The 12,278-nt window shown below is 44.4% G+C and carries 12 protein-coding genes, 1 tRNA gene and 1 pseudogene; 8 read left to right on the forward strand and 6 right to left on the reverse strand.

The features are described 5' to 3' along the window. The first annotated feature begins 14 nt into the window (after nucleotides 1–14). Complete coding sequence (secF, locus tag IPP67_06685) at nucleotides 15–956, forward strand: protein translocase subunit SecF (protein ID MBL0338842.1); 942 nt, start codon at nucleotides 15–17, stop codon at nucleotides 954–956. 151 nt (nucleotides 957–1,107) lie between these two features. Here the strand turns inward: secF and IPP67_06690 are convergent, their stop codons facing one another. Next, entirely contained in the window at nucleotides 1,108–1,707 is a 600-nt protein-coding gene (locus IPP67_06690; protein MBL0338843.1) for a urate hydroxylase PuuD, read from the reverse strand. 620 nt (nucleotides 1,708–2,327) lie between these two features. On the opposite strand from IPP67_06690, the gene IPP67_06695 reads away from it, so the two are divergent. Both IPP67_06695 and IPP67_06700 read left to right on the forward strand, forming a co-directional pair. Beyond that, a complete protein-coding gene (locus IPP67_06695; GenBank protein MBL0338844.1) occupies nucleotides 2,328–3,161 on the forward strand; it encodes a squalene/phytoene synthase family protein in 834 nt (277 codons plus the stop codon). A gap of 93 nt (nucleotides 3,162–3,254) precedes the next feature. Beyond that, nucleotides 3,255–3,749: pseudogene (locus tag IPP67_06700) on the forward strand (N-acetyltransferase). A 33-nt stretch (nucleotides 3,750–3,782) separates the two neighbouring features. Here IPP67_06700 and parE read toward each other — a convergent pair. Beyond that, nucleotides 3,783–5,774 (reverse strand): DNA topoisomerase IV subunit B, encoded by a 1,992-nt coding sequence (parE, locus tag IPP67_06705; protein ID MBL0338845.1) that lies wholly within the window; start codon nucleotides 5,772–5,774, stop codon nucleotides 3,783–3,785. A gap of 222 nt (nucleotides 5,775–5,996) precedes the next feature. On the opposite strand from parE, the gene IPP67_06710 reads away from it, so the two are divergent. Next, nucleotides 5,997–6,365 carry a DUF962 domain-containing protein gene (locus IPP67_06710; GenBank protein ID MBL0338846.1) on the forward strand — a complete coding sequence of 123 codons (369 nt, stop codon included), beginning with the start codon at nucleotides 5,997–5,999 and terminating at the stop codon, nucleotides 6,363–6,365. A gap of 70 nt (nucleotides 6,366–6,435) precedes the next feature. Here the strand turns inward: IPP67_06710 and glnA are convergent, their stop codons facing one another. The 4 genes from glnA to rlmB form a co-directional block, all read right to left on the reverse strand. After that, complete coding sequence (glnA, locus tag IPP67_06715) at nucleotides 6,436–7,851, reverse strand: type I glutamate--ammonia ligase (GenBank protein ID MBL0338847.1); 1,416 nt, start codon at nucleotides 7,849–7,851, stop codon at nucleotides 6,436–6,438. A 272-nt stretch (nucleotides 7,852–8,123) separates the two neighbouring features. Continuing rightward, nucleotides 8,124–8,441 carry an ATP-binding cassette domain-containing protein gene (locus IPP67_06720; protein MBL0338848.1) on the reverse strand — a complete coding sequence of 106 codons (318 nt, stop codon included), beginning with the start codon at nucleotides 8,439–8,441 and terminating at the stop codon, nucleotides 8,124–8,126. 27 nt (nucleotides 8,442–8,468) lie between these two features. Continuing rightward, complete coding sequence (locus tag IPP67_06725; protein MBL0338849.1) at nucleotides 8,469–8,912, reverse strand: hypothetical protein; 444 nt, start codon at nucleotides 8,910–8,912, stop codon at nucleotides 8,469–8,471. Between the two features lie 44 nt (nucleotides 8,913–8,956). Beyond that, nucleotides 8,957–9,763 carry a 23S rRNA (guanosine(2251)-2'-O)-methyltransferase RlmB gene (rlmB, locus tag IPP67_06730; GenBank protein MBL0338850.1) on the reverse strand — a complete coding sequence of 269 codons (807 nt, stop codon included), beginning with the start codon at nucleotides 9,761–9,763 and terminating at the stop codon, nucleotides 8,957–8,959. Nucleotides 9,764–9,941: 178 nt separating this feature from the next. Here rlmB and IPP67_06735 point away from each other — a divergent pair. From IPP67_06735 to IPP67_06750, 4 genes are all read left to right on the forward strand, one after another. Continuing rightward, nucleotides 9,942–10,027: transfer RNA gene (locus tag IPP67_06735), tRNA-Tyr, on the forward strand. Nucleotides 10,028–10,192: 165 nt separating this feature from the next. Then, complete coding sequence (locus IPP67_06740) at nucleotides 10,193–11,188, forward strand: integrase arm-type DNA-binding domain-containing protein (protein ID MBL0338851.1); 996 nt, start codon at nucleotides 10,193–10,195, stop codon at nucleotides 11,186–11,188. Then, nucleotides 11,146–11,916, forward strand: a complete 771-nt coding sequence (locus IPP67_06745; GenBank protein ID MBL0338852.1) for a protein kinase — start codon at nucleotides 11,146–11,148, stop codon at nucleotides 11,914–11,916. Before IPP67_06740 ends, IPP67_06745 begins: the two co-directional genes overlap by 43 nt. A 94-nt stretch (nucleotides 11,917–12,010) precedes the next feature. Next, on the forward strand, nucleotides 12,011–12,220 hold the full coding sequence (locus IPP67_06750) for an AlpA family phage regulatory protein (GenBank protein MBL0338853.1): 210 nt from the start codon (nucleotides 12,011–12,013) through the stop codon (nucleotides 12,218–12,220). Nucleotides 12,221–12,278 lie beyond the last annotated feature (58 nt).

Consider the following 12,278-nt stretch of genomic DNA (forward strand, 5'->3'; position numbering starts at 1 on the left):
AGGAGAAAATTCATATGTTTCGTGGTATCCACCTGATCCCAGCCAATACCAAAATTGATTTTATGCGTATTCATAAAGCGGCTTTGGTCTTTTTTCTATCATTACTGATGGGCACTTTTGTTTTACTGGCCACCAAAGGGTTGAAATTCGGCATCGATTTTGATGGCGGCATTTCCATCCAGATGCAGGCAAAACCCCCGCAGGCTGTTGATATTGTTGAAATACGTGCGCTTCTGGCCAAAATTGATTTGGCTGAATCCGCCTCCATCCAAGAGATTGGTGGTTTACGGGAAGTGATGATCCGTCTGCCGGTATCTGAAAATACCTCGCAAGATGTATTGGTCAGTAAAGTCAGGCAATTACTGGCTGAAAAATATGATTATCGCGGTAGCCAGTTTATTGGCCCAAAAGTTGGGTCTGAATTGGTGCAAACCGCTATTCTTGCCTTAGCCATGGCCCTATTTGGGATTTGTATTTATATTTGGTTCCGCTATGAATGGCAGTTTGGCGTGAATGCAATTATTACTATCCTTTATGATTGTGTCACCATGGTTGGGTTATATTCACTGCTGGGGTTGGAATTTGACCTGAATGCTGTGGCTGCCATTTTAACGATTGCTGGCTATTCGATGAACGACAAAGTGGTTTTATATGACCGGGTGAAAGATGAAATGCGGCGTTATAAAAAGATGCCGCTGGTTGATATTTTAAACCTGGCGATCAACCGTACCTTATCCCGTACCACCATGACAGGGGGGTTAACGCTTTTGTCGGTGATTGCCCTTTACCTTTTTGGCGGCAAAACGCTTGAGGGGTTTTCAATCGCTCTCATGTGGGGGATTATCATCGGCACCAGTTCCTCAATCTATGTGGGAACGCCCATATTATTATATATGGGTATCCGCAAAAACAACGTTCCTAATCAGGCGGCTGTTACCAATAGCAAGAAAAGCTAAGGAAATATACAGCTCATAAGATTCCATATCTTCTAAAGTATGGTCGCCAACTTAACTGGTCTTGTATGATGCTTTAAGGCTCTAGGCTATAGAAAACAGGGGTCTGATGCAAATCAAACCCCTGTTTTGTCATATCAATACCAAAGCTTAATTAATAAATATTTTGGGTGGCGACCATGGCGAACAACATGGGGATAGACAACATGGTGTTCGTTCTTGAAAACAACATGGCGCGTCTGGCGGCTTTTGCTTTTTGAGCGGGTTCCACCACAACTATGCCTAAGGCTTTCTTTTGGTTGGGCCAAATCACAAACCAAACATTAAACCACATGATGGTGGCTAACCACATGCCAATGCCTATAGATAAGTTTCGCGGGGCATATTCATATAACCCCAGGGAATAGGCTTGCAGTAAATAGCCATTCAAATGCGCTAAAACAATGCCGGTAATGATGGTGGCCATAGCGGCCCAACGGAACCACCATAAAGCTTTGGGGGCAATGACTTTGGAAATTGCCGGTTCTTGCTCATCGGGAATCTTAGGCATACTGGGGATTTGCACAAAATTGAAATACCACAGCAAACCAATCCACATAATGCCGCTAATCACATGCAGCCAGCGGAAAACAAAAGCCCAGAAATTGGTATCGAGATGGAAGCCTTGTAAAAAAAAGTATAAGGCAAATGATAAACCGGCCAGCACAAAGCCCGCCGCAACGGTTTTTGGTAAAGATGATAGTAATTGTCCCATTTGATTTCCTTGTTATCTTTATTGTTCAATTATTAAATTATACCGGGTGGATGAAGAACAACCAGAATATAGTTGGTCATCTTAATCATCTCTCACGTAGGCAGCAACAAATTACTGCACATCAGTGCTTATGGCTTAAAGGGCAGCAATCAGAAAAATGAAGATTTAGTTTAAATAAAAAATCAAGTGAAGTAATATGTATAAACTAGGTAAAATATCAATGGATCAGCTGATGAGCAAAAAAACTATTTCTTATGTACCCAAAGACCATAATTGTTTGTCGCCCTATCTGATGATCAATGGTTTAGGCGCATTCATAAAGTTTGCCCAAACGCCAGGGGGGCCCGGGGGGGGGGGCGGGGGGGGGGGAAGGGGGGGGGGGGGGGGGGGGGGGGGGGGGGGGGGGGGGGGGGGGGGGGGGGGGGGGGGGGGGGGGGGGGGGGGGGGGGGGGGGGGGGGGGGGGGGGGGGGGGGGGGGCCGGGGCCGGGGGGGGGGCGGGGCGGCTTTTAAGGTCCGGGGGCAATAGTTGGTGGGTTGCCAAACATATGGAAGATGTTTCAGATAAAAAAACGCTTTAATATAAGAAGATCAGCGACAACCTCAGAAACAGTCGAGCATAATGGCCCACGCTTCCTTTGACTATTGTTATCAAATTGTCCGCAAGAATGATCCAGACAGGTATTGGCTGTGCCTAACGGCGCCCCGCTTCAAACAGCCCATCTTGATGGCTCTTTGCGCGTTTAATGTTGAATTATCACGGGTGGGGGAATTGACCAAGGATCCTTTATTGGCCCAGATCCGTCTGCAATGGTGGCGTGATTGGATTGACCAAATATCAAATTCTTCTTTAAGAGGGGCCGTTTCGTATATTCCTATATCTTGGCTTTTAACCCAAACCTCTTTGCAGGCTGATCATCTCAAGACCCTTATTGAAGGCCGAGAACATGAAATAGATGGGCCGATTAAAGATTACAATCAATTCCTTCTTTATTTGGACCAAACATCGGGGCATTTAAGTATGGTGATTGCCCAGCAACTTTATCCAAATCCTTTGTCGGTAATGATGAGGCAATGTGCCAAACTAATCGGAATAGCTTGGGGAATTTTGGGCGTTATCAGGGCCATTCCTTTTCAAGCTAGTGCAGGGCGTTGTTTGCTGCCGCAAGACTTGATGAAAAAAAACAATTTATCAGAACATACCGTATTTTTGCCCGATAACCGTCTTTTTCTTCAAGAAATTTGCAGGGATTTGGCGACATATGCCCAACAATTGCTTCGGGAAGCTAAAAATATAGCGCAAGACAATAACCTGATTCTGGTCAAATTTTTGCGTGCACAACGACAATTGGCGGTACTATATCATAGGCGATTGGAAAAGGCTGGCTTTAACCCGTTTGCTCCGTCGATAATTCCTGCACCCCCCCGCAGGATTTGGCAAATTTTATCTAGTTAAGGAAAATCTCCCAAGCAAGTTGATCATAAATATTACGCGTATATTTGAATGTCGATTGGGGGATAATCGTTCAAAAAAACAAAGGGCTTAATAATGAATATTGATATCCGGTTGATGACTAACCAAGACTGGCCGTTTATCAGATTGATTTATTTAGAAGGTATTGCGACCGGCAACGCTACCTTTGAGCAAAAAGTAACCAATGAATGGCAAAGTTGGAGCCAGCAACATTTGCCAATTGGGCGCTATGTTGCTGAAATGAAGCAAAAAATATTAGGTTGGGTGATGCTTTCGCCTATTTCGAATCGGTGTGCCCACCAAGGTCTGGCGGAAGTCAGTATTTATGTGGCGGAAGAAGGTAGGGGCAAGAAAATTGGTTCTGCCTTATTAGCAAAAACGGTTCAAGAGGCAGAAAAAAACGGTTTATGGACTTTACAGTCACAAATTTTTCCAGAAAATACACCCAGTATTATGTTACATCAAAAATTTGGATTCTGAGAAGTGGGCTACCGGGAAAAAATAGGCCGTCTAAACGGGAAATGGCGGAATGTGGTGCTCATGGAACGCAGCAGCCCAAATATTGACTAACCTAATAGGGCTAATAAAAATCCGCTGTTTTTGTTAAATATCCACTTCCTTCACAAAGCGGGCGTTTTGCTGGATGAAAGCAAAGCGGCTGTCGGCTTTCTTGCCCATGAGTGATTCGACAAACTGCCCAACTTCTTTCCATTCGGAACTGAGATCTGTCGTTTCAGGTACATAACGCTTAGGAAGGGTAACCTGCAATAACAACCTTTTTTGGGGATCCATCGTTGTTTCTTTTAATTGTTGGGCAGGCATTTCGCCCAAGCCTTTAAAACGGCTGATATCCACTTTGGTTTTCCCCTTAACCAGTTTTTTTAAGAGTGCTTCTTTATGGGCATCGTCAATCGCATAGTGGCTTTTTCCACTGATGTTCAGGCGGTATAAAGGTGGCACGGCCAAATATAGATGGCCTTGTTCAATCAGTTGCGGCAGTTCCTGGTAAAAAAAAGTCATCAATAAGGATGCAATATGGGCGCCATCCACATCGGCATCGGTCATGATGATAATTTTTTCGTACCGTAATTTTTGTTCATCATATTTATCGCCCGTGCCGCAACCCAAAGCTTGCAATAAATCATTGAGTTCTTGGTTGTTTTTTAATTTATCGGACGTGGCGCTCGCCACATTTAGGATCTTCCCACGTAGGGGAAGAACGGCTTGATTATCCCGGCTTCTGGCCTGCTTAGCTGAGCCGCCCGCCGAATCCCCCTCCACCAGGAACAATTCGGTTCCAACCCGGTTTTGTTGGGTGCAATCCGTCAGTTTTCCCGGCAAACGCATCTTCCGCCCTGGGACTTTACGCTGTGTATCTTTTTCCTGGCGGCGCTGGATGCGTTCCTCGGTACGTTCCAAAACCAGATCAACGATTTGTTGGGCACGTTGGGGGTCAGCAGACAGCCAGTGGTCAAAGTGGTTTTTAATGGTATTTTCAACCATTTTTGTAGCCTTTGGGCTGGTTAGTTTTTCTTTAGTTTGCCCTTGAAATTGCGGTTCAGGAATAAAAATAGATAATAAAATAGCCGAATTGGTAACCACATCTTCCGCTGTTATCAAATTGGTTTTCTTATGGTCAATCAACTGGCCGTAATCCTTGAGTGAGCGTAGCAGCCCGCCGCGCAATCCCGCTTCATGTGTGCCGCCCTCGGGGGTTGGGATCGTGTTGCAAAACGAGGATAAGAACCCAACGTCACCCGCGGACCAACTGATGGCCCATTCCATTTTACCCTGCTGATCGGTAAGCTCGCTTTGGCCACAAAATAAATCCTCCATAACCGGTGCTGGTTCTTTGGGTAAGCGATATAATAGGTAATCTTGTAACCCTTTCGGGAATATAAACCGTTCCCGTGCGGGGCAGGGGGTTGCCAGGTTATGTACCAATTCTTCCGGGCATTCCCAATCAATCGTTATCCCTGCAAACAAAAAGGCCTTAGCCCGCGCCATGGTATATAATTTTAAGGGGTGCATGAGAAGGTTGCCGAAAATTTCCGGATCGGCGTGAAAAATCACCGTTGTACCTTTTTCGCGGTTGCTTGCTGTTGCGGCCACTAGGCGGGTGGTGGGTTTACCCTTGGAATATTCCTGATAATATAATTGTTTGTTACGTACCACTTCGACCCGCAGATAATCGGATAAAGCGTTAACCACCGATAACCCAACCCCGTGTAACCCCCCAGCAACCTGGTAGGTATTGTTGTTGAATTTGCCACCTGAATGCAGCGTGGTTACAATCACTTCAAGAGCGGATAGGGTGGGAAATTTAGGATGCGGGTCCACCGGAATGCCGCGGCCATTATCGCTGACCGTCACCCGGCCTTGCATATCAAGCTTGATCACAATATGGTTAGCATGGCCGTTTAAAGCTTCATCCATGGCGTTATCTAAGATTTCGGCAGCTAAATGATGCAAGGCGCGTTCATCCGTGCCGCCGATATACATGCCAGGACGCCGGCGAACAGGTTCCAAGCCCTCCAGCACTTCAATATCGCGGGCGGAATAGGAATTTTGATAATTAAATAGGTCTTCTGTCATTGAGGTATACGGATGCAAATTAAGGGGTTTCTGGTCTGTTCAGTGAATAGATGCTTAAATGATTCGGTTGGCTTATGGCAAGATGTAAACGGTTTGCGAAAAAATAATTGGCAAAAAATAATTTATTGCCTGGCTATCATTTTTATTTTATGAACTATAGACGGCTATTAAATGTTAAAAACATTTAGGCTGCTTTAATGATTTTATTCAGGACGGGGCATCATGACATTTCAAGAATTTTGGAAAGCCTACCTCAAGGCACACAGCAAATCCGCAACCCGTTTGGGTCATTATTTCGCAACTTTAGTAGGGGCTTCTGGGGTTGTTGTCAGCATATTAACAGGGCAGTGGTACTGGGTAGTTATTACCATTGCTTGTGGCTATGTTATTGCGATTTTATCTCACTGGGTGATTGAGGGGAACCAACCTTTAATCAAAGTGAACGCTTTTTATGGCGCCATTTCGGATATACGTATGTCGTTTTTATGTGTGACCGGGCAATTGAATAAGGAATATACCAAATTAGGTATCACCAATAACGGCTGGTGTGCTGTAAAGCCCGCTTCATCCCATTCAAGCAAAAATCCTTAATTTTTCTTGCGATAACAAAAGGCTGCGGGCATTTCTGCCAGCAGCCTGGGTGTGTGGCGGTGGATATGCTTTATAAGGAATAATACATTTTGAATTCCACGGGATGTGGCGTCATGTCGTAGGTTTGGCATTCCTCCAATTTCAATTGGATGTAGCTGTTGATGAGTTCCTTGCTGAACACGTTCCCTTCCAATAAAAACTGTTGATCCGCTTTCAGGGCAGCCAGTGCTTCCCTGAGTGAGGTGCACACCGCGGGGATTTGCTGCAATTGTTGAGGTGGTAATTCATACAAATTGACATCTAAAGCCTGGCCGGGGTGGATTTTATTTTTAATTCCATCGAGCCCTGCCATCAGGATCGCTGCGAAAGCCAAATAAGGATTGGATAAGCCATCAGGAAAACGCATTTCTACCCGTTTCCCTTTCGCATTGTTGGAATAAGGAATGCGACAGGAGGCCGAGCGGTTGCGCGCAGAATAAGATAGCAATACGGGCGCTTCATAGCCCGGCACCAGGCGTTTATAACTGTTGGTGGTGGAATTGGTAAAGGCGTTTAAGGCGCGCCCATGCTTAATCACGCCGCCAATGTAAAACAACGCCGTCTCGGATAAGCCAGCATAGGCATTTCCGGCAAATAAGGGTTGGCCATTTTTCCATAAGGATTGATGCACATGCATGCCCGAGCCAGCTTCCCCCTTCATCGGTTTTGGCATAAAGGTTGCGGTTTTACCGTAGGAACTTGCCACATTACGCACCACATATTTATAAATTTGCAACCAATCCGCACTTTTCAGGAGTGAGGTGTATTTGAACCCCAGTTCATGCTGGGCGGGCGAGACTTCGTGGTGGTGTTTTTCAATATCCAGCCCCATATCCCCCATGACGGACAGCATTTCAGCGCGGATATCATGGCTGGCATCACTGGGGTTGGTAATCGAATAGGCGCCTTTGCTGTCGGGGCGGTAGCCATGATTGCCTTCATCCATCTTACGCCCGTTTTGGCTAGGGGTTTCATCGGAATGGAAGCTGGCCAGTTGCCGCTGCGCGCTGCTTTCAAAACGCATATCATCAAAAATGAAAAATTCAGCCTCAGGCCCGACATAGACCGTATCGGCAAACCCGCTGCGCTTGACATAGGCCTCTGCGGATTTGGCTACAAAGCGCGGGTCGCATATATAGGGTTGGTTGGTGCTGGGCTCAATCACATCACAAATGATATTGAGGGTATTTTGGGCAGCAAACGGATCGATATTCATGGTGCTTAAATCGGGCAACAAAATCATATCCGATTCATAGATAGCTTTCCAGCCCGGCACGGAAGACCCATCAAACATCAAGCCGGTTTTCAGCAACTGGTCATCAACGGCATTGATGGCATAGGTGATGTGGTGCCAACCACCGCGTAAATTCGTAAAACGGAAATCGACATATTTAATATCTTTTTCTTTGGTCATTTTTAAAAATGTATTGATATCGGACATTGCCATGTTCCTGCTGCTAGGGGGATAAATGATAAGGGGCGTCATAATGACCCTGCTTTATAGGCGGGGCTTAATCCGCCAGCAAGGGATTTTTCATCCATAAAGCATAAATTTTTTAGAGATAGCGGGGAATTTCGGTTGTTTTTTAATGGCGTTGAAGTTATCGTGATAATCCCCAATGCTGAAATCATTGGTAATGATGAGCGTATGTATCAATTAATGTCCTTAATGTGCTTGTCAGAAACCCAGCCAGGGATGGGTTTGTGTAGGGCAAGCTTTCAAGGGTGGTGCGATTGCTGTTCCCATAAGCTGTAATAATACCCTTTTTGACTAATTAGGCTTTGATGGGTGCCGCGTTCGGTAATCCTGCCTTGCTGGAGCACCAAAATTTCCTGGGCATGGATCACATTGCTTAAGCGGTGGCTGATAATCAACGTGCTGGTTGCTTGGGAAATCTTGTTGATATTGGCAATCAATGCCGCCTCGGTTTGGGCGTCAACGGACGCGGTGGCCTCATCAAAAATAAACAAGCGCGGTTTTTTCAAAATAGCCCGGGCAATGGCCAAACGCTGTTTTTCGCCACCCGATAGTTTCATTACTGCTCAGCCTACAATAAAGCTTGATTATTGATCCTTCTTATCCACGCATGTTTCCCATTCCGCGTAAGTCAACACCCCGTTGTGATCGGCATCGCACCCGCCCATTAATTGCCGGTTGAAATTCAAGCATTCGCCACGGCTGATTTGTTGGTTTTGGTTGGCGTCGATCAAGGTAAAACGTTGCTGGATAATGGTTTGCAGCTGCTTTTTATCGGCCTTGGTATAAAATTCCAGGAAAGCGCTGATTTCAGCCAGGCTTAACTGGTTGTTTTGATTGCCATCCAGGCGGTTGAAGCGTTGTAGGCATTCGCTGTCCACCTCGCCATAGGTTAATTGCTGGTCTTTATTCCAATCCACCTGTCTAAACCATTCTTGTGACGCCGGATCAATGGCCAAGGCCACTAAGGGTGAAAGAACAACGCCCATGAGCAAGCAGGAAAACCAGGTTGTATAGCTTAAAAATCGCATAGGATTGTCCCTTATTAAGAGGTGGATGATTGAACCGTGAAATTTTAGGGGGCGACAAGCAATAAATGCTGACGGCGGATTTCATACAGGGAAATGGCAGCCGCATTGGAAACATTCAGCTGGTCAATGGGTGGCAAAGTGGGCAGATGCACCATCAAATCACAATGTTCCCGGGTCAAGCGGCGCAGGCCGCTGCCCTCCGCCCCCAACACTAAGGCGATTTTTTGCGGCAATTCCACCATCCCGATGGCATCCACGCTGTCATGGCTAAGCCCCACGCACCAAAACCCGTCTTTTTTCAATTGTTCCATGAAGCGGCTGAGGTTGGCAGCTTTGATCATGGGTGTGACATCCAAAGCGCCTGAGGCGGCCTTGGCCAACGCGCCGCTTTCAGGGGCGCTGTGATGATCGGTTAAAATGATGGCGGCGGCCCCGAAGGCCGCACATGACCTTAAAATGGCGCCGACATTTTGCGGATCGGTCACTTGGTCAAGAATGACCAATGTGATAGGCTGTTCCGGCGCATTCGTTTCCATTACCATGTCGATATCAGCCTCAGCCAACGGGCTAACCAGCGCGATAATATCTTGGGTGACCGCATTTGGGGCGCATTTTTGCAGATAATAGGTGTCAATCTGCTCAATCGTTAAGCGGCGTTTTTTGGCGAGTTCCCCAAAAACCCCCGGCAATTGCTGAGGGAAAGTCGAGGCCAAGCGTTTGATCATCCGCTTGGGGTTGGATAGCGCTGCATGCACGGCATGGGTGCCATACATCCAATAATCCTTGCCCTTGCCAGAACCTTCGGGGACGGAAGAGGGGGATGGGTGCTTGGTGGGGCGTTGTTTTTGCATATCAACCTGAGGGTATGTTTTGACGGGAATAAATTTCTTATTACTCACCTTTCCTGAAATAACCTTTCCTGTAAATAAGTTTTTCATGGGATGAATTTGTGGTTGACAAATTGGCGTAATCCGACAAATCTAGCGGGTGTTTATTAGCCCGCCGAAATATATCATATTTCATGCGTATGGAGAGATGCCCGAGTGGCTAAAGGGGATGGTCTGTAAAACCATTGGCTCCGGCCTACGTAGGTTCGAATCCTACTCTCTCCACCATCTTTAAATCCTAAGATATCCATTAATATCCAAAAATACGATATTATATCTAGGGTTTTATAAGATTTATCGTCCAACGCGATCTAAGAAAATTTATTGACATCCGATAAAAATTGGGGGTATTTTTAGGGGTACAATTTATTCCCTCATTTCTTTTATACCCCCATGCCATTAACTGATATCCAAATCAAAAGTGTTAAACCATTACAAAAACCATATAAGCTAACGGATGGTGAGGGTATGTTCTTATATATCCATCCTTCAGGCTCTAAATACTGGCGTTTAAAATACCGATTCGGTAATAAAGAGAAATTATTGGCTTTAGGAATTTATCCTGAGATTTCTTTGTTTATGGCTCGTCAGAAACGTGCGGAAGCCAAAGAATTATTAATTTCAGGTATAGATCCTTCAACTTATAAAAAAGAACAAAAGCTTATTTCTTCCTTAAAATTGGGTAATACATTTGAAGAAATTGCTTATGACTGGCATTCCAAACAAAAAGACCGTTGGACTGAGCGGTATGGGATACATACATGGAAAAGGCTAAAAGCTGATTTATTTTCTGAGTTAGGTAATAAATCGATTAAAGACCTTACGGCTTTACAATTATTATCCGTGTTGCGGAAAGTTGAGGCACGCGGTGCAATTGAAATTGCGCACCGACTTTTACAAACCACGGGACAGATTTTTAGATATGCAGTTGCCATTGGAAAAGCTGAAAGAGATATTTCCCATGATCTTAGAGGAGCTTTAAAAACTCGCAAAAAAATAAGTTTTAAAAGTTTAAAAGAAAATGAACTACCGGAATTTCTCACTAAATTAAATCATTATGATGGGGAGCTGCAAACTAAATTGGCCCTTATGATGGCTCTATTAACTTTTGTTCGTACAACTGAATTAAGAGGGGCGCGTTGGGAAGAAATAGATTTCGATAAGGCAGAATGGCGATTGCCAGCAACAAGAATGAAGATGCGTGAACTTCATATTGTACCATTATCAACTCAAACATTATTCGTTTTAAAAGAAATTCAGGCTATAAGTGGAAATCGAGAATTCCTTTTTCCAAACCGCAATAATCCCCAAACCTTTATCAGTGAAAATACTTTGCTATATGCCTTATATCGTATGGGTTACCATTCTCGGGCCACAGTACATGGTTAGAGAAGATTTTTTATACACCTATTGAGGCTGCAATACGTTGGTGCAATTTGCTTGAACAAGAAAATGTTATTATAAGTGCCTTAGCGTTGAATAATAGCCATATACCAATTTTAGGGCAATTTACCCAATGGCCTTGTTTACGAAATAACTCTTTAAAAATAATTGATGCCATTGAGCATGGTAATTTACCTTATGGTCGTGATGGTAAACTAGTCCCTTCTGGAGAGCAAGTGGCCCGTGCTCGTCTAACAATAAGGCATATAGATCTTAAAAAATGGATGACATTAAATTATCCAGATCAAAAACCTGCATTTCTTTTTGATGAAATTGAGCGTAAAACGCACTCTGCTTTTAATATGGAAAGTTTTCAATCTTTGCAGGCTGATCGTGATGCTATTAACGCTAATCTTAAAAAGAAAACAGAACTTTTTAATAAGCTTCAAAATTCTTATAATGCCTTACAAGGAGAAAGAGATTCTTTACGGGCAATGGTTGAGCAAAAAGAGCCTCCTCTCGAACGCGCTGAAACTACTTATCTAAATGTCATTGGCAGTTTATTGGCACTTTTATTAGGCAAATCTCCTCAAGGAAATCCATATTCATCATTTGAAACTGAGGCTGCGATAATTTCAGCAATGTTAGCATATCATCATCACAAGCAGGGGATTTCTGCTCGAACATTACAAGGAAAGTTTGCAGAAGCTAAAAGAAGTTTAGATTCTGAGTAACCGCACCTGCGGTCGGTTTAGCCGCACTTGCGGTGACTTAATATTATTAAACTTCTTAAGATCGCCTCAGGTTAATTCGAACACTGAGGTAACAATGATCAATAAGCATTCAATTCCAGAAACCGGCTTCATACGTCTTTCAACAATTTTAAAATTCATTCCAGTTGGTAAATCAACCTGGTGGGCTGGTATCAAATCAGGGCGCTTTCCAAAACCAGTTAAATTAGGTGTGCGTACCACTGCCTGGCGTGTTGAAGACATTACCCATTTGATATCATCATTTGATGAAAAATCATTTTTGTAAAAAATCAGCCAACTGAAATCGATCCTTAAAACATTAAATCTAATAAATTTTTTCAGCA

The organism is Rhodospirillaceae bacterium (assembly GCA_016722635.1).
Taxonomy (GTDB): domain Bacteria; phylum Pseudomonadota; class Alphaproteobacteria; order JAEUKQ01; family JAEUKQ01; genus JAEUKQ01.